This is a genomic window from Pseudomonas sp. (genome assembly GCF_049300855.1).
Classification (GTDB): domain Bacteria; phylum Pseudomonadota; class Gammaproteobacteria; order Pseudomonadales; family Pseudomonadaceae; genus Aquipseudomonas.
This window is the reverse complement of the sequence record NZ_JBAQKH010000026.1, coordinates 631,778-650,167: the sequence shown is the minus strand read 5'-3', so window position 1 is coordinate 650,167 and position 18,390 is coordinate 631,778. Positions and strand designations below refer to the sequence as shown.

Here is an 18,390-nt window from a genome sequence, read left to right as displayed (position 1 = left end):
CATGCACCAAGTTGCGACCCGGCAGTCACCGAGACTGATGTCCGATGAACCGCTTTGGCGCACGAGGTCGATGTCCTGACACGAACCGGGATTATTTGAGTTAAGGTTTTGCGGCGTACACGCCCGGCAACAGCGCACGGCTGCCGAGCGACGCACCACGACACAGCAAAAGTTGTACCAGTCATTTGTACTGAACCTTCGCGCAAGGCTCATACTCGAACGCATCAGACGCCACTTACGGAGATCCACCATGGCCAGCATCAAGGCAAAGACTGCTCAAGAAATCCTCATGAACGACTTCCAGACCCTGGTCGCCGATACCGAACGGTTGCTCGAGCACACCGCCACTCTGGCCGGCGACCAGGCAGATGAGCTGCGTGAACAGATTCACGACAGCCTGCTGCGTGCCCGCGAAACCCTGAAGCTGACCGAAGACACCCTGCGCGAGCGCGGTCAGGCAGCGGTCACTGCCACTGAAGATTACGTTTCGGCAAATCCCTGGCAGGCCGTCGGTATCGCTGCCGGCGTCGGTTTCCTGATTGGCCTGCTGGCCACTCGGCGCTGATTATGTCGATCGGTGAATCCGGCCCGACTGCGGGCACCGCCTCCTCCACGCGGCGTTTGGGCGCTGCCGTTCTGGGTCTGCTGCACAGCCATGTCGAGTTGTTCGGCATCGAGTTGCAGGAGCAGAAATCACGAACCGTCAGCCTGTTACTGTTCGCAGGCCTGGCCCTGGTCTTTGCCCTGCTATTGCTGGTGGGGTTATCGACCTTGGTCATGATCGTGTTCTGGGACACGTATCGCCTGGCCGCGATCATCGGCCTGTGCGTTTTCTATACCCTGGCCTCGATCTTCTGCGCGGTACGCCTCAAGGCAGCGATCTTCGATGAATCCTCGCCTTTCCACGGCACGCTCCAAGAGCTGGCCAATGATCGGGAGCGCCTGCTGCCATGAGCCTGCCTGAACTGCCACACAACAGCTCGCGTCGGGAAATGCGCAAGGCGTTGATTCGCCTGCGCATGGAAATGCATCGTCAGGAAATCCGTCAGGAAGTCGGGCAAGTCCTGCAACCCTTGCAACGGGTGCGCGGCATGACGCAAAACCTGCATAACGGCCTCGGCATCAAACACGCGCCCTTGTGGGGCGTGGCGGCGGTCACGCTGTTGGGCTTTCTCACCGGCAAAGGCGCGAAAAGCGGCGGCGTCGGTGGCTTGACCCGGTTGGTCCGTCTCGGCACCAGCCTCGGGCCGCTGATTAAACTGGTGATGCAAAGCTCGACTAAACGCTGAACCGAAGCATCTGGCTACATTCTTGCAATGACGGCGGGATGAACCTCTGTATCCAGAGGTTCAATCCTGCACGCCTACCCGGTCGGCGGGGTTCAACCAGAACAAGAACGACTAAGGAGGCCCCGTGATCGACGGGCAACCGCTCGCCTGCTTTCAGCCCTTCATCGATACCGCCACCGGACGCATCGCAGGCGTCGAAGCACTCGGTCGCCTGCGCCAGCATGACGGCCAGTTGACCTCGGTCGGGCCATTATTTGCCGACCCGCGTACACCGGCGATCGCTCTGCGGCGTCTTGACCGGCAGATCCGCGACAACGCCCTGAGCCGTCTGCACGAAGCCCCGGCAGACTGGTTTCTCAGCCTGAACATGTCGCCGCGCTGGATCAGCCGACTGCGCGCCGATCAGGCCCTGCCCAGCCTCAAGCAACTGGCGCGAAACGGCGTCGATGCGCAGCGCATTGTTTTCGAGATCACCGAGTTGGGCGGCAACATTCAGCGCCTGGCCGAGGTGGTCGCGCGTTATCGCGAAGCCGGCGCGAGGATTGCGATCGATGACTTTGGTGCCGGCTATTCGCAACTGGATCGCGTGCTGGCGCTGCAACCGGACATCCTCAAACTCGACATGCGCCTGTTCCAGGCGGCGGCATTGGGTGGCCCGAGCAGTGACGTGGTCAAGGCACTGGCGCAGATGGCCGAGAAGACCGGTTGCTGGATCATTGCCGAAGGCGTCGAGACAGAAGCGCAGTTGAATTTCGCCCTCGAATGCGGCTCGCGTTACGTACAGGGCTTTCTGTTCGCCCGGGCGCAAGAAGCGTTCTTTGCCACTGACGCGTTCGTGCCGCGCTTCGCCGAACTGCGCCAGCGCTACGTTCAGCAGAAACTCGCCGAACGCGGGCGGTTGATGCAGATGCGCCAGCAACTGGCCGAATTGATGGCGATCCTGCAAAGCTGGGCGCAGGCCCATGCACCGCTCAGTGCCCTGCCACATTTGCCGGCCTTTCCATGGCTGTTGCGGTTTTATCAATGTGATCGCCACGGCACGCAACTGACGCCGAATCTGGAGTGGCGCCACAACGCCTGGGTCGCCGATAACCGTTATCTGGGGCACAACTGGTCGTGGCGTCCCTACTTCTATCATCTGCTCGCCGAAGGTTGGGAGGAGCGACGCCTGACCCTGTCCAACACCTACCGCGATGCCACCAGTAATCAGTATTGCCTGACTGCCGGGCAGTTTTTCGATAACGGCGAGCGGTTGCTGCTGATCGATATAGATGCCGCGGGACTGTAGTTCCGCTTGCAGGCATCGGCATGAACCGGGAAGCTAGGGCAACAGTCACTTTGACGGAGAGAACCAGCCTTGGATTGGCAAACCCTGCTCAACCGCGAACGCCTCGGAAAGCCGCTGCACAGCCCGCAAGAGCTGGGTCGCAGCCCTTTTCACAAAGACCATGACCGTATCATTTTCTCCGGAGCCTTCCGCCGTCTCGGGCGCAAGACCCAAGTGCATCCGGTGACGAGCAACGACCATATCCACACGCGCCTGACCCATTCCCTGGAAGTCAGTTGCGTCGGCCGGTCACTGGGCATGCGCGTCGGCGAAACCCTGCGCAGTGCCCTGCCCGAGTGGTGCGACCCGAGTGATCTGGGGATGGTCGTGCAATCGGCTTGCCTTGCCCACGACATCGGCAATCCGCCCTTCGGCCACTCCGGTGAAGACGCCATTCGCCACTGGTTTCAACAGGCTGCCGGGCGCGGCTGGCTCGATGGCATGAGCGAAGCCGAGCGCGGTGACTTCCTCAACTTCGAAGGCAACGCGCAGGGTTTCCGTGTACTGACACAGCTTGAATACCATCAGTTCGACGGCGGCACGCGACTGACCTATGCCACCTTGGGCACGTATTTGAAGTACCCGTGGACCGCACGTCACGCTGACTCCCTCGGCTACAAAAAGCACAAGTTCGGCTGCTATCAGAGCGAGTTGCCGTTGCTGGAGCAGATCGCCAACAAGCTGGGCCTGCCGCAGCTGGAAGACCAGCGCTGGGCCCGGCATCCATTGGTGTATTTGATGGAAGCCGCTGACGACATCTGCTACGCGCTGATTGATCTGGAAGACGGTCTGGAGATGGAGTTGCTCGACTACGCCGAAGTCGAGTCGCTGCTGCTGGGACTGGTGGGCGACGATCTGCCGGAAACCTATCGGCAACTCGGCCCGCAGGATTCGCGTCGACGCAAACTGGCGATTCTGCGTGGCAAGGCCATCGAACATTTGACCAACGCGGCAGCGCGCGCTTTCGTCGAGCAACAGGATGCTCTGCTCGCCGGAACGCTGCATGGCGATCTGGTGGAGCACATGCACGGTCCGGCTAAACGCTGCGTGTTGAACGCCAAGGACATTGCGCGCAAGAAGATTTTCCAGGACAAGCGCAAAACCCTGCACGAAATTGGCGCCTACACCACACTGGAAATCCTCCTGAATGCCTTCTGCGGCGCTGCCCTTGAACAACACAACGGCCGGACGCCGTCGTTCAAGAGCCGACGCATCCTCGATCTGCTGGGCAATAATGCACCGGACCCACACGGGTCATTGCACGCGTCATTTCTGCGCATGATCGACTTCATTGCCGGCATGACCGACAGCTATGCCAGCGACATGGCCCTGGAAATGACCGGGCGCTCCAGTCACTGATCGATGCCTGTTCAGCCGGCGCTGTCAGCCGGTTGAACACCTCCCGTGCAACAAGCCAGCTACGCCTTTTCCAACGGCCCAAGCAGTTATTGAACGGCCTGTAATAAACAATTATTCAACGCAATTCGTCCACTTATAAAAACCATTGCCAGCCCATAGTTGCAAAACAACAAATGCAAACTATAAGCCCATACAAAAACTTGACCTGCTTACGCCAGACCTTGCTTGTACGTAGTCCCTTTCTTCATTAGTTGTAGGATTAATCTGATAAGACGACTGAGGTCAAGTCAGCTCATGCGAGTGCTCATTCATCTGAGCTAAGGTGCGCGCTTTATTCGTGCTTGTATGGGATTTGATTATGAACTCCGTTTTTATTGTCGACGATCACCCGGTCATCCGCCTTGCCGTTCGAATGTTGCTGGAACATGAAGGTTACAAGGTCGTCGGTGAAACCGATAACGGGGTTGATGCCATGCAAATGGTCCGCGAATGCATGCCGGACCTGATCATTCTCGACATCAGCATTCCCAAGCTTGACGGCCTGGAAGTGCTGGCACGATTCAACGCCATGAGTTCCCCACTGAAAACCCTGGTACTGACGGCGCAATGCCCGACTTTATTCGGCATCCGCTGCATGCAATCCGGCGCATCGGGATACGTCTGTAAACAGGAAGAATTAAGCGAACTGGTCAGTGCGATCAAGGCTGTGCTGTCCGGTTATAACTACTTTCCCAGCCAGGCACTGAACCCGGTTCGCAGCGACGACATTCGCTATACCGAACTTGAACTGTTCAAAGCCGTGAATGATCGGGAGTTGATGGTACTGCAACTATTTGCCCAGGGCCGGACCAACAAGGAAATAGCCAAAGGCATGTTTTTGAGTAACAAGACCGTCAGCACTTACAAAAAACGATTAATGCAAAAGCTCAAAGCCAAATCCCTTGTAGAACTTATCGAAATGGCCAAACGAAACGCACTCGTGTGAGAGTCCACATGCCCAGTCGTTTGCAGGATTATTTAATTGCTTTGAGCGCCGCTCTGTACTTGAGCGCCAGCGCGTTTGCCATGGCCGCCACCTCACCGGATCTGGTCCTGCTCAGCCGCTCGGCCAGCGAATCGGTACCGGTCACTTTCGAACTGTCCCAGCGACAATGGCTGCTTGAGCGCAACGAACTCATCCTGGGCACCTCCGCCCCCGATTACCCGCCCTTTGACATGACCGTCAGCGGCAAGGATTACGAAGGCCTGACCGCCGACTATGCCGGGCTCCTCAGTCAGGCCAGCGGTTTGCCGATCAGGGTCAAGCGCTTCCCTTCGCGCGACGCCGCGATCCGCGCGCTGGTCGACGGGCAAGTCGATTTGCTTGGCACGGCCAACGGCTTTGAAGCCGGCAATGCCAACCTCGCGCTGAGCGTCCCGTATGCCAAAGACCAGCCAGTGCTGGTCACCCGCGAAGACGAAACCCGTTCGCTGACCGCAGGCCTGGCCGGACTGCGACTGAGCATGGTCTATCACTATCTGCCCGTGCACGAGGTCAAGGCGCTTTACCCCAAGGCGCTGATTACCTGCTAACCCTCCTACCTGAACGCGATCAACGCCGTTGCTTTCGATCAAGCCGATGTATTTCTCGGCGACACCCTCTCTACCCACTACATGATCAACAAGGGTTACCTCAACAACGTACGCATGGCCAATTTCGGCAAGCAGGAAGCCCAGGGCTTCAGCTTCGCCGTGCGTCGCAACAATCCGCATCTGTTGGCCATCATCGACACCGTGCTCAGTGCCGTGCCGAGAAGCGAGCGCGACAACATCGCCAAACGCTGGAGTGCCGGCAGTGACCTGTTGCTCACCGACCAGAAGCTGCAATTGACCGACCGGGAAGAAACCTGGCTGAAACAGCATCCGGTCGTGAGCGTGGTGGTGAATGAGGCGTTCGCGCCGCTGACGTTCTTCGACGGTGACGGTAACTTGCGCGGCATCAGTGCCGACTTGCTCGAACTCATCCGCTTGCGCACCGGGCTGCGTTTCGAGGTCCGGCGCAGCCGTAACGACGCGGAAATGATCCGACAGATAGACAACCATCAAGCCGATCTGATTGCCGCACTGCTGCCGACTGCCGAGCGCGAACAAAAGCTCAACTTCAGCCGCCCTTATCTGGAAAACTCCTATGTCTTGCTGACCCGCAAGAGCGCCGACGGTCCGACCAACCTCGGCCAACTCAAAGGCAAGCAACTGGCGATCGCCCAGGGCAACCCGATGGTCGAGTACCTGCGCCGGGAGTTTCCCCAGATCCACCTGATCGAAACCCCGGACACGTTCAGCGCCGTCTCGCTGCTCGCCGAGAACCATGTCGACGGCGCCGTGAACTCGCTGGTGATCGCCAACTACTTCATTTCCTCGCGGATCTTTGACCAGCCGCTGCAAATCACCACCACCATCGGCACTGGCCAGGCGGCATTTTCTCTGGCCACCGCCAGGGACAGCACGGAACTCGCTTCGATCATCAACAAGGCGTTACTGAGCATTGCTCCCGAAGAATTGGGCGTGATCAACGGTCGCTGGCGCGGCTATTCCACCGCTTCACAGAATATCTGGCGCAATTACCAGCGCCTGTTTTACCAAGTGATCAGCGCCGCCGGCCTGGTGCTTCTGTTGCTACTGGTCTGGAACGCCTACATGCGCCACCAGATCAAACAGCGTCAGGCCGCCGAGCGCGCTCTGAATGATCAGTTCGAGTTCATGCGCTCACTGGTCAACGGCACACCGCACCCGATCTATGTCCGCGACCGCGAAGGTCTGCTGCAAAGCTGCAATGACAGCTACCTTGAGGCATTCAACGCCAGGCGCGAAGACGTTATCGGCAAAAGCGTGATCGAAGGCACGCTGAGCAACGCTTTCGAGGCGCAGGCCTTTCAAGCCGATTACCAGCGCGTGGTGGCTGAAGGCACACCGTTGATACTCGACCGCCCGCTGCATATCGGCAATCGACGTCTGACGATCTATCACTGGATCCTCCCGTACCGTGACTCCAGCGGCGCCGTGCAAGGTGTGATTGGTGGCTGGATCGATATCAGTGAGCGCCGTCAGTTGTTCGAGGAGTTGCGTGCAGCCAAGGAACAGGCCGATGAGGCCAACCGGGCCAAGAGCACGTTCCTGGCGACCATGAGCCACGAAATCCGTACGCCGATGAATGCGGTGATCGGCATGCTCGAACTGACACTCAGGCGCATGGATCAACAACATCCGGATCGCACCTCGATCGATACCGCCTACCACTCAGCCAAAGATCTGCTGGGGCTGATCGGCGACATTCTCGATATCGCCCGAATCGAATCCGGACGCCTGAGTCTGTGTCCGGAACGGGTCAATCTGGTCGACACGGTGGCATCGGTGGCGAGAATCTTCGACGGCCTCGCCCGGCAGAAGCATCTCGCCCTGCAACTGATCGTCAATCCACCGGACCTGGCCGTCGATGTGCACCTCGATCCCCTGCGCTTCAAGCAGGTCCTGTCCAACCTGATCAGCAATGCGATCAAGTTCACTGAACAAGGGCAGATCAGAATCACCCTGGACCTGATGCCGAGCGAGGTTCCCGCACGTGCGTTGATACAATTGACCGTACAGGACAGCGGGGTCGGCATCAGCGCTGAAGATCAACAACGTTTGTTCGCTCCTTTCGCCCAGGTACAGAACAGCGGCCAGCAAGTGCGCAGCGGTGCCGGACTGGGGTTGGTGATCAGTCGCAACCTGTGCGAAATGATGGGCGGGCAATTGCAATTGAGCAGCCAGCCCGGGATTGGTACGCAGGTCTGCGTGTCCTTGCCGCTGGAGACCCTGCCGGCACAGGCCAGTGCGCCGAGAACTGTACCGCCGGTTCAAACCTCGCTGACGCCGCTGAGCGTGCTGGTGGTAGACGATCATCCCGCCAATCGCCTGCTGATGTGCCAGCAACTGGAATTCCTCGGCCATCACTTCAGCATCGCCGAGAACGGCTGCACAGGGCTGGAACTATGGAAAGCCGGGCACTTCGACCTGGTGATCGTCGACTGCAACATGCCCTTGATGAACGGCTATGAACTGACCCGCGCGATTCGCCAGCATGAACAGCACGCGCGCAGCTCGCCCTGCACCGTGCTGGGTTTCACCGCCAATGCGCAACCCGAGGAAATCCTGCGCTGCAAGCAGGCCGGCATGAATGATTGCCTGTTCAAGCCGTTGAGTCTGAGCCTGCTCGGTCAGTGGGTCGATGGCATCACCCCGGCCGCACAATCACCGGCATTCAACCTGCAAAGCCTGAACGCGCTCTGCGGCGACAACCCGGCACAGACTCGGCGACTCCTGGTTGAGCTACTCAAGAGCAGTCGCCTTGACCGCGAGGAATTGCTCGCGCTGTTGCCGCCCGTTGACCTCGGCGCGCTGGCGATCGTCGCGCACAAGATCAAGGGCGCCGCGCGCATTGCCAAAGCATCACAGGTGATCAAATGTTGCGACGCCCTTGAGCAGGCCTGCGCGCAGACCTTGGCAACGGACGAGATCGCCCGCCGTTGCGAAGCGAGCAGCCAGGCCATGCTCGATCTGGAGCGAGCCTTGCGCCAGCAACTTGCCCTCTCGGATCGAAGCACAATGAGCTTGCCTTAACTATGCTTGGACGCTGAGCAGTGAGTTAAACATCATGGAGAGCCTGAAATGCCCAGCCCACTGCGCCCGGAACAACGCCGGTTCCCGCTGCACGTGCACATCAGCGTCATGTTCACCTTTCTCCTGTTGCTCACCGGCGTGGTGCTGGGGCTGTTCAACTATCACCAGACCACCAAGATCATCCTGTCGAGCAGTGAAAAACTGTTCAACCGCATCGAACAGGACGTTCGTCTGGACCTGCGCGCGACGTATCAGCCGATACGCCACCTGCTGAGCCTGTTGGAGGACAACCCGGCCACTCAGGCTGCGCACCTTGAACAACGCCTGCCATTGCTCAAACCTTTCGCGCAGTCACTGCGCGACAACCCCAACCTGGCCTCGCTGTATCTGGGCTACAGCAACGGCGATTTCTTCATGGTCCGGCCGCTGCGCGATGCGCCGCTGAAAACATTGCTCAAAGCCCCGGACGCGGCGAGCTATCAGGTCTGGAGCATCGAACACGCTGCTGATGGCGCGGCGCACTCGCAATCGCTGTTCTTCGATCTGGCGCTGAATCCTGTCAGTCGACTGGACAATCCCGACGACGTCTACGACCCGCGCACGCGCGCCTGGTTTACCGACGCGCGCCAGCAATCGGAACAGATCACCACCGAGCCCTACGTGTTTTTCTCCACCCACAATGTCGGTACTACGCTGGCTCGGCGTAGCGGTGAAAACGCAGTCATCGGCGCTGACCTGACGCTGGCCGCGCTGTCGGCAACCCTGGACAAACATCGGGTAACCTCGTCGACCGAAATCGCCTTGTTCGACGCCGATGGCAATGCGGTGGCTTACCCCGACAGCAGTCGTTTGATTGTCGACGACCAAACCGCGCGCCAGGCCCGGGTGGCAGACCTGAGCCCCGCCCTGCATGGCTTGCTCACCACCGACAACCTCGGCCGGCGCCTGCAGGCCGATGGCCGGCAATGGATCGTCGCGCGCAGCAGCATGCAGGAAGGCGGGCCGAAAGGTCTGCAATTGGCCCTGCTGGTGCCGGAAGACGAATTATTGGTCGATGCTTATCGCATGCGCTGGCAGGGAGCGCTGGTCACCCTCGCCACCTTGCTGTTGTGCTTGCCACTGGGCTGGCTGATCTCGCGAATTCTGGTCAAACCCCTGCATGCGCTGGTCAAGGAAGCCGACGCGATCCGCAGTTTCGATTTCAATTTCCCGCTGAGCCGACGTTCACCGGTACTTGAAGTCGATCAGTTGAGCGTGTCGATGGCGCAGATGAAAAACACCCTCGCCAGTTTCTTCCGGATCACTGACAGCCTGAGTGCCGAAACCCGTTTCGCGCCGCTGCTGCAACGGGTGCTGTTCGAAACCGTGGAGATCGCCCAGGCTCAGGCCGGGCTGATTTATCTGCGCGATAACGATGACAGTCGCATGGCGCCTTACGGGCTGGTGGTCAACGGCACGCCGCAGGCGCTGGAGACCTTCGACATTCAGGGCCACGACCTGCAGAACAACAATGGTCCGGCGTGGTTCAAGCAACTGATCAGCGCCGACAGTGTGGTCAGCGATCTGGGTTTCGAGCAGGCCGGGGATCTGCAGAAAGTCCTGCTGGCCATGGCCTCGCCACGCATCCATCTGATCGGGATCCGCCTGCACAACCGCCACAACGAAACCATCGGCCTGCTGATCCTGCTGGTCAACGACAGTGGCACGGCGGCGGATCTGGAAAAACTGCGGCCCGACCGCATCGCCTTCCTGCAAGCCGTGTCGGGCGCCGCCGCGGTGAGTATCGAAAGCCAGCGTTTGCAAGCCAGGCAAAAACAGCTACTGGATGCCTTCATTCAATTGCTTGCCGGGGCCATTGACGCCAAGAGCCCGTACACCGGCGGGCATTGCCAGCGTGTTCCCGAGCTGACGCTGATGCTCGCGCAAGCTGCCGCGGCCAGCCAGGCGCCGGCATTCAGCGCCTATCAGCCCACCGAGGACGAATGGGAAGCCCTGCACATCGCCGCCTGGCTGCACGATTGCGGCAAGGTCACGACGCCGGAATACGTGGTCGACAAAGCCACCAAACTGGAAACCATCAACGACCGCATTCACGAAATTCGCACCCGTTTCGAAGTGCTCAAACGCGACGCCTGGATCAGCTACTGGCAGGCACTGGCGCTGGGCGGTGAAGGAGTGGCTCTGGCCCGTTTGCGCGACGCCACGCTCGGCGCTCTGGACGACGACTTTGCGTTTGTCGCACGCTGCAATCTGGGTGGCGAAGCGATGGCCGAAGCCGATCTGCAACGCCTGGATGCCCTCGCACAGCGGACATGGTTGCGCACACTGGATGATCGCCTGGGCGTGTCATGGGAAGAAAACAAACGTCAGGCACGAACGCCTGCACCGACCTTGCCGGTCAGCGAAAAACTCCTGGCCGACAAGCCCGAACACTTGCTCGAACGAGACCGCAAAGAGTTGATCCCCGAAGACAATCCGTGGGGGTTCAAACTGGATGTACCGCGCTACAAATACAATCGCGGCGAACTCTATAACCTGAGCATCGCCCGCGGCACGCTGACCCGTGAGGAGCGCTACATCATCAACCATCACATGGTGCAGACCATCATGATGCTCAGTCACCTGCCCTTCCCCGGGCATCTCGACAGCATCGCCGAAATCGCCGGTGGCCATCACGAGAAAATGGACGGCACCGGTTACCCGAAACGTCTGAAACGCGAACAAATGAGCCTGCCGGCACGGATGATGGCGATTGCCGATATTTTCGAAGCGCTGACCGCGGCCGACCGGCCCTACAAGAAGGCCAAGACCCTCAGTGAAGCGCTGGGGATCATGGCCACCATGTGCCGGGAAGCGCACATTGACGCGCAACTGTTCGCACTGTTCATCAACGATGGCGTGTACCTGCAGTACGCCACGCGGTTTCTCGATCCGCAGCAGATTGACGCAGTGGATGCGGCCAGCCTGTTGCACAAGGCTGGCCTTGGCGGCTGATCAGCAGTCGGTCAGGCGCAGGAAGATCGCTGCCAGTTGCTCGATGCCAGCCTGGTCGTCAGCACCGAAACGCGCAAGCTTGGGGCTATCGAGATCCAGCACACCGATCAGGCGACCGTCCTTGACCAACGGCACCACCAACTCACTGTTCGACGCACTGTCGCAGGCAATATGGCCGGGAAAAGCGTGAACGTCTTCGACGCGCTGGGTTTGCAGAGTGGCCGCTGCGGCGCCACACACACCGCGACCGAATGGAATGCGCACGCAAGCGATCTGCCCCTGAAACGGGCCGAGCACCAACTCTTCATTGCGATTGAGGTAGAAGCCCGCCCAGTTCAGATCATCGAGCTGGTTGAACAGGAACGCCGAAAACTGCGCGGCGTTGGCGATGAAATCGCGCTCGTCCGCCAGCAGCGATTCCAGTTGCGCGGCCAACATGCCATAGCCTTCGAGGCCCTGGCCGCCTTGTTGCAAATCAATCATGCCTTGTGCTCCAACAATTTCAGTCCCACCCAGTAACGGGCGAATTGGTACGCGCAACGTCCGTTGCGATTGCCGCGGCCGGTGGCCCAGCGCACGGCGAGGATGTCCAGTGCTTCGTCGCGTTGCCAGCTCAGCCCGGCCTTGGTGGCCAACTGGCCGATCCAGTGCTCGACGACGTTGAGGAAGTGTTCTTGAGTAAACGGGTAAAACGACAGCCACAGACCGAAACGGTCCGACAGCGCGATCTTGTCTTCCACCGCTTCGCTGGGGTGCAATTCGCCGTCGACGCGCTTCCAGTTTTCGTTGTCGCTTTCCTTTTCCGGCACCAGGTGGCGACGGTTCGAAGTGGCGTACAACAGGACATTGTCCGGCGCCTGTTCCAGCGAGCCGTCGAGGACACTTTTCAGCACGCGGTAATCGCCTTCACCGGATTCGAACGACAAGTCATCGCAGAACAGCACGAAGCGTTGCGGCAATTTGGCGATCTGCTCGACCACGCGCGGCAGGTCGGCCAAGTGATCACGCTCGATCTCGATCAGCCGCAGGCCTGCGCCAGCGTGTTCGGCGAGCAGTGCGCGAACCAGCGACGATTTACCGGTGCCGCGCGAGCCCCACAGCAACGCATGGTTGGCGGGCATGCCATCGAGAAACTGCTGCGTGTTGCGGCCCAGTTGCTCCAACTGGCGATCAACCCCGATCAGGTCGCTCAGACGCATGTCGAGGCTGACTTCCAGTGGCAACAGATAACCGCTGCGCCCGTCGCGCTGCCAGCGCGCGGCGAGGCAGGTGTTCCAGTCAATAACGGGACGCGGTGCCGGCAACAGCGGTTCGATTCGCGCCAGAACCGACTCGGCGCGTTCAAGAAAAGCATTCAATCGGGAATCCACGTCTTCTCCTCGGGCACGTTCACAGTGATGATGACGATCCAGCGACAACCAGCAGATCAATATTCCCACGCCGCGCCTTGTTACAAGGCGATTCGGGAACCTCGGAATCGCTACATGATCGACTATGCTTGAGCAGCGAAGGGAAACGGAAGTGGTTCAACACCCCATGGATATCAAATTCACCCACCGGCTGTCGTACAAGCAAGCCAGGCTTACCGTGCTGGTCGGGTTCATTCTGGGCACGCTGCTCAGTCTGCTGCAAATAGGCATCGATTATGCCAGTGAAGACGCCTCCATCAACCGTGAAATCCTGTCTTTGCTGGAAATCAGCCACAATCCGGCATCACGCATTGCCTACAACATCGACGCCGAACTGGCGCAGGAACTCACCCTGGGCCTGTTGCGTTCGCCCGCGATCATTTCGGCGCAACTGACCGACAACAACGATACCGTGCTCGCCAGCGTCAAACGCCCGGAGCTGCAAAGCGGCTATCGGGTGATCAGCGACTTTCTGTTTGGCGCCAAACGCCAGTTCGAAGATCGCCTGTACCTCGATCATCTGCCCAATGAATCGCTGGGGGTGTTGAGCCTTGAAGTCGATACCTATGCGTTCGGCAGCCGCTTCCTGCGCCGGGCCGAGATCACTCTGCTCAACGGTTTCGCCCGCAGCCTGATCCTCACCGGCATCCTGCTGGCGCTGTTCTACGTGATGCTGACCAAACCGCTGGTGCGGGTCATCCGCGAACTCAGCGGGCGCGACCCGCGCAGTGCCGAACCGACCACGCTGGAATGCCCGTCCGGGCATGGCAACGATGAAATCGGCGTACTGGTCAAAGTCGCCAATCAGCAGTTCGAGAACATCGCCACCGAGATCCAGCAGCGGCGCAATGCCGAAAATCGCCTGACCGACTACCTTGGCCAATTGGAAAACATCGTTTCGGCCCGCACCGCCGAACTCAAGGCAATCAACACGCGACTCAGTCAGTCCAATCAGGAGCTTGAAGTCGCGCGCAGCACCGCGCTGGAAATGGCCGAGGCACGATCGGCGTTCCTCGCCAACATGAGCCATGAAATCCGCACGCCGCTCAATGGCCTGTTGGGCATGATCGCGCTGTCCCTCGACGGCCCGTTGAATGCCGAACAACAGCAACAACTGTCGATTGCCCATGACTCGGGCAAGGTGCTGGTCGAGTTGCTCAACGATATTCTCGACCTGTCAAAATTCGACGCCGGGCAGCTGGAGCTTGAGCACATCCCGTTCGATCTGGGTTCGCTGATCGAAGACACGGCCAACCTGCTGTCGCAGAACGCTGCGCCGAGCGTTGAACTGACCTGCCTGATCGACCCGCATTTCCCGGCGCTGGTACTGGGGGATCCGACCCGGGTCCGGCAAATCGTCAGCAACCTGTTATCCAACGCCCTGAAATTCACCCGCTTCGGTCGGGTGGACGTGCGCCTGTCGACCTACAAGGAAGGCGTGCGCATCGAAGTCTGCGACACCGGCATCGGTATCGCTCAGGACGCGCAGGTGAAGATCTTCCAGCCATTCACCCAGGCCGGTGCCGGCATCACCCGCCAATACGGCGGCACCGGGCTCGGTCTGGCCCTGACCTACAACCTCTGCGAAGCGATGCAGGGCCGCCTGACCATCAGTTCCGAGACCGGTTTTGGCAGTCAGTTCTGCGCCGAACTGCCGCTGCCTTGCCACACGCGGGCGCTGGCGCCTGCGCCGTTGCAGGGCAAAGTACTGGCCATCACCGCAGGCAGCAGTGGCCTGGCAGAGTTGCTCAAGAGTCTGCTGCCGGCGTGGGGTCTCGAATACGAACAGCGCACCATCGATGATTCTCTGCTCGGCCTGACGCCCGACGTGTTGATCACCGACTGCCCCGAGTGCCTGTTCGGGTTACGTCCGACATTGGTGGCGCCGATTCTGCTGGTAACCGCCTACGGCAGTTTTTTGCCCAGCGAAGAAGCGGCCGCCCTCGCCCCTTTGCAACAACAGGCACGCCCGCTGGCGCGCAATGCGCTGTATCAGAATCTGCGACGCACGCTGCAGCCGGACATCGCCACCATCAACGATGCGCAGCTTGAAACCGCGCCCACCCAGCGGCGCGGGCGAGTGCTGCTGGTCGAGGACAATCCGGTCAATCAACTGGTGGCCAAAGGCATGCTCGGCAAACTCGGCTGCGACGTCATCGTTGCCGCCCATGGTGCCGAAGCGCTGGACCAGTTGGAGTACCACGAATTCGATCTGGTGCTGATGGACTGCAACATGCCGGTGATGGACGGCTACGAAGCGAGCCGGCAGATTCGACAGAGTGGGCGCTGGCCGCATCTGCCGATCGTTGCGCTGACTGCCAACGCCATGTCCGAAGAACGCGAACGCTGCCGGGCGGCGGGCATGAGCGACTATCTGGCGAAACCGTTCCGCCGCGAAGAACTCGCGGCGCTGCTCGATCAGTGGATCCCGACTACGACAGCGCGTTGATCTGGCCAAGCAGATGATCGAGACCGTCGCGCAAGTCATTGAGCCGGTCCAGATCCACCCCGCTGTCGCACAACAGACGCGCCTTCAGCGGCCCGACCTGCCCACGTAATGCCTGACCTGCGGCTGTCAGGCTCAAGTGCACTTCGCGCTCATCACGCGCCGAGCGTTGCCGCTGCACCAGTTGCAATTGCTCCAGACGCTTGAGCAACGGCGTCAAGGTGCCCGAATCCAGCGCCAGCCGTTCACCCAGTGCCTTGACCGTCGGTTGCTCCGGTGCGCTGTCCTGCCACTCCCACAGCACCAGCATCGCCAGGTATTGCGGATAGGTCAGGCCGAGCTGATCGAGCATCGGTTTGTAGGCGCGAATCACCGCCCGCGACGCCGCGTACAACTTGAAGCACAACTGACTGTCGAGCTTCAGCGAATCGACCGGCACGCTGTTCATTTGAGCAGGGCTTCGATCTCGCGGCTCAGGTCCTGCGGCTTGGTGGCCGGGGCGAAGCGCTTGACCAACTGGCCGTCCTTGCCAATGAGGAACTTGGTGAAGTTCCACTTGATACCTTGCGAACCGAGTATGCCCGGCGCGCGCTTTTTCAACTGCACGAACAATGGATGGGCGCCCGCGCCGTTGACTTCGATCTTCTTGAACAGCGGGAAGCTGACGCCGAAATTCAGCTCACAGAACTCGCTGATCGCGCCTTCGTTGCCCGGCTCCTGCTTGCCGAACTGATTGCACGGAAAGCCCAACACCACCAGGCCTTGATCCTTGTAGGTCTGCCACAGGTCTTCAAGGCCTTTGTATTGCGGGGTAAAACCGCACTTGCTGGCAGTGTTGACCACCAACACGGCTTTGCCGGCGAAATCGGCCAGGGTCTTTTGCTCACCCGTGATGGTCGTGCACGGGATGTTCAGCAGGTTGTCGCTCATGGGGACGGCTCCGCAAATAGTCGGGAAAGGCCAAACATAGCGAGCAATTAAATTGTGTGCAATTTAATTATTGAAAAACAAGGCGACCCGCAGGTCGCCTTCATTCGTTTATTCGCGTGGTACCAGATCCAGGCACACCGAATTGATGCAATACCGCAGACCGGTCGGCGGCGGGCCGTCCGGGAACACATGGCCCAGATGCGCATCGCAACGGGCGCATTTCACTTCGGTGCGAATCATGCCGTGGCTGATGTCGCGGATTTCGGTCATGGCGCTTTCGCCAATCGGCGCGTAGAAGCTCGGCCAGCCGCAGCCGGAATCGAATTTGGTCGTGGAGTCGAACAGCGGCTCATTGCAGCACACACAGTGATAAACGCCGTCGGTTTTGGTCGCGTTGTATTTGCCGGAGAACGGTCGCTCGGTGGCACTGAGGCGGCAAACCTCGTACTGCTGTGGATCGAGCATGGCTTTCCATTCTTCCAGGGTTTTTTCCAACTTTTCCATCATCACACCTCAGCGGCTGAAAAAGCCCGATCTGTACCTTTTCCACGGATCGGGCGGCACGTATGATTGCGCCTCGTCACGCACCAGTCTGGCAGCCAGACCGGGCGCATTCAAACGGATTCTGGGAGCCGCGGCTCAAGACGTCCGCCTGTGCGAAGACGCAGGAATCCCAGTACGGTTGTCCACACGCCGTCTGGATCGTTCATTTTCGGGATCACATCGCCATGCAGTTCAGCAAATCGAACAAGCTCGCCAACGTCTGCTACGACATTCGCGGCCCGGTGCTCAAGCACGCCAAACGACTGGAAGAGGAAGGCCAGCGCATCCTCAAGCTGAACATCGGCAACCCGGCGCCGTTTGGTTTCGAGGCGCCGGACGAAATCCTTCAGGATGTGATCCGCAACCTGCCGACCGCGCAAGGCTACAGCGACTCCAAAGGCCTGTTCAGCGCGCGTAAAGCAGTGATGCAGTATTACCAGCAGAAGAATGTCGAAGGTGTCGGCATCGAAGACATCTATCTGGGCAACGGCGTGTCCGAACTGATCGTGATGTCGCTGCAGGCGCTACTCAACAACGGTGACGAAGTACTGGTGCCGGCCCCGGATTATCCGCTGTGGACCGCCGCCGTCAGCCTCGCCGGTGGCAACGCCGTGCACTATCTGTGCGACGAAGGCGCCGACTGGTTCCCGGACCTGGCCGACATCAAGGCCAAGATCACCCCGAACACCAAGGCCATGGTGATCATCAACCCGAACAACCCGACCGGCGCGGTGTATTCCAGGGAAGTGTTGCTGGGCATGCTGGAAATCGCCCGCGCGCACAACCTGGTGGTGTTCTCCGACGAGATCTACGACAAGATTCTGTATGACGATGCCGTGCACATTTGCACTGCGTCGCTGGCGCCGGACCTGCTCTGCCTGACCTTCAACGGTCTGTCGAAGTCCTACCGCGTGGCCGGTTTCCGCTCCGGCTGGATTGCCATCTCCGGGCCGAAACACAACGCCCAGAGCTACATCGAAGGCATCGACATGCTGGCCAACATGCGCCTGTGCGCCAACGTGCCGAGCCAGCACGCGATCCAGACCGCACTGGGTGGCTATCAGAGCATCAACGATCTGGTATTGCCGCAGGGCCGCCTGCTCGAGCAGCGCAACCGCACCTGGGAGTTGCTCAACGACATTCCGGGCGTGAGCTGCGTCAAGCCGATGGGTGCGCTGTACGCGTTTCCGAAGATCGATCCGAAGGTCTGCCCGATCCACAACGACGAGAAATTCGTCCTCGACCTGCTGCTCTCCGAGAAGCTGTTGGTGGTGCAAGGCACGGCGTTCAACTGGCCGTGGCCGGATCACTTCCGCGTCGTCACCCTGCCGCGCGTCGATGATCTGGAAATGGCCATCGGCCGTATCGGTAACTTCCTCAAGTCCTACCGCCAGTAACTGGCCAGCAGTGCGCAACGGCCAAACGTTGCGCACTGTCTGATTCAGCAACACTTCT

Annotated in this window: 14 protein-coding genes and 1 pseudogene; 10 read left to right on the top strand and 5 right to left on the bottom strand. The window is 59.8% G+C overall.

Annotated features, from left to right (window positions below; genetic code table 11):
- Nucleotides 1–250 precede the first annotated feature (250 nt).
- The 8 genes and pseudogenes from WA225_RS12575 to WA225_RS12540 all read left to right on the top strand — a co-directional run bounded on the left by WA225_RS12575 (nucleotide 251) and on the right by WA225_RS12540 (nucleotide 11,607).
- The gene (locus tag WA225_RS12575) at nucleotides 251–565 is read left to right on the top strand and encodes a DUF883 family protein (protein ID WP_016985473.1); all 315 of its coding nucleotides are present in this window, start codon (nucleotides 251–253) and stop codon (nucleotides 563–565) included.
- 2 nt (nucleotides 566–567) lie between these two features.
- On the top strand, nucleotides 568–954 hold the full coding sequence (locus WA225_RS12570; RefSeq protein WP_422608146.1) for a phage holin family protein: 387 nt from the start codon (nucleotides 568–570) through the stop codon (nucleotides 952–954).
- Nucleotides 951–1,289, top strand: coding sequence for a hypothetical protein (locus WA225_RS12565; protein ID WP_422608145.1), 339 nt, complete (start codon nucleotides 951–953; stop codon nucleotides 1,287–1,289). Before WA225_RS12570 ends, WA225_RS12565 begins: the two co-directional genes overlap by 4 nt.
- 124 nt (nucleotides 1,290–1,413) lie before the next feature.
- On the top strand, nucleotides 1,414–2,577 hold the full coding sequence (locus WA225_RS12560) for an EAL domain-containing protein (RefSeq protein ID WP_422608144.1): 1,164 nt from the start codon (nucleotides 1,414–1,416) through the stop codon (nucleotides 2,575–2,577).
- A gap of 69 nt (nucleotides 2,578–2,646) precedes the next feature.
- Entirely contained in the window at nucleotides 2,647–3,975 is a 1,329-nt protein-coding gene (locus tag WA225_RS12555; RefSeq protein ID WP_422608143.1) for a deoxyguanosinetriphosphate triphosphohydrolase, read from the top strand.
- Between the two features lie 358 nt (nucleotides 3,976–4,333).
- Complete coding sequence (locus WA225_RS12550) at nucleotides 4,334–4,960, top strand: response regulator (protein ID WP_422608220.1); 627 nt, start codon at nucleotides 4,334–4,336, stop codon at nucleotides 4,958–4,960.
- A gap of 8 nt (nucleotides 4,961–4,968) precedes the next feature.
- Nucleotides 4,969–8,613 (top strand): annotated as a pseudogene (locus WA225_RS12545) (transporter substrate-binding domain-containing protein).
- A 48-nt stretch (nucleotides 8,614–8,661) separates the two neighbouring features.
- The gene (locus WA225_RS12540; RefSeq protein ID WP_422608142.1) at nucleotides 8,662–11,607 is read left to right on the top strand and encodes an HD domain-containing phosphohydrolase; all 2,946 of its coding nucleotides are present in this window, start codon (nucleotides 8,662–8,664) and stop codon (nucleotides 11,605–11,607) included.
- Here WA225_RS12540 and WA225_RS12535 read toward each other — a convergent pair whose 3' ends face one another.
- Both WA225_RS12535 and WA225_RS12530 read right to left on the bottom strand, forming a co-directional pair.
- Nucleotides 11,608–12,090: a GAF domain-containing protein gene (locus WA225_RS12535; protein WP_422608141.1), complete on the bottom strand. Its 483-nt coding sequence runs from the start codon at nucleotides 12,088–12,090 to the stop codon at nucleotides 11,608–11,610.
- The gene (locus tag WA225_RS12530) at nucleotides 12,087–12,977 is read right to left on the bottom strand and encodes an ATP-binding protein (RefSeq protein ID WP_422608140.1); all 891 of its coding nucleotides are present in this window, start codon (nucleotides 12,975–12,977) and stop codon (nucleotides 12,087–12,089) included. Before WA225_RS12530 ends, WA225_RS12535 begins: the two co-directional genes overlap by 4 nt.
- A 166-nt stretch (nucleotides 12,978–13,143) precedes the next feature.
- On the opposite strand from WA225_RS12530, the gene WA225_RS12525 reads away from it, so the two are divergent.
- Nucleotides 13,144–15,465, top strand: coding sequence for a response regulator (locus tag WA225_RS12525; RefSeq protein WP_422608139.1), 2,322 nt, complete (start codon nucleotides 13,144–13,146; stop codon nucleotides 15,463–15,465).
- On the opposite strand, the gene WA225_RS12520 is transcribed toward WA225_RS12525, so the two are convergent.
- The 3 genes from WA225_RS12520 to msrB all read right to left on the bottom strand — a co-directional run bounded on the left by WA225_RS12520 (nucleotide 15,449) and on the right by msrB (nucleotide 16,896).
- Entirely contained in the window at nucleotides 15,449–15,910 is a 462-nt protein-coding gene (locus WA225_RS12520; protein ID WP_422608138.1) for a MarR family winged helix-turn-helix transcriptional regulator, read from the bottom strand. The genes WA225_RS12525 and WA225_RS12520 overlap by 17 nt on opposite strands.
- Nucleotides 15,907–16,392 (bottom strand): glutathione peroxidase, encoded by a 486-nt coding sequence (locus WA225_RS12515; RefSeq protein WP_422608137.1) that lies wholly within the window; start codon nucleotides 16,390–16,392, stop codon nucleotides 15,907–15,909. The genes WA225_RS12520 and WA225_RS12515 overlap by 4 nt, the downstream gene beginning before the upstream one ends.
- A 108-nt stretch (nucleotides 16,393–16,500) precedes the next feature.
- Nucleotides 16,501–16,896 (bottom strand): peptide-methionine (R)-S-oxide reductase MsrB, encoded by a 396-nt coding sequence (msrB, locus tag WA225_RS12510; protein ID WP_422608136.1) that lies wholly within the window; start codon nucleotides 16,894–16,896, stop codon nucleotides 16,501–16,503.
- 224 nt (nucleotides 16,897–17,120) lie between these two features.
- Between msrB and WA225_RS12505 the strand changes: the two genes are divergently transcribed.
- On the top strand, nucleotides 17,121–18,332 hold the full coding sequence (locus WA225_RS12505; protein WP_322844313.1) for a pyridoxal phosphate-dependent aminotransferase: 1,212 nt from the start codon (nucleotides 17,121–17,123) through the stop codon (nucleotides 18,330–18,332).
- Nucleotides 18,333–18,390: the final 58 nt, after the last annotated feature.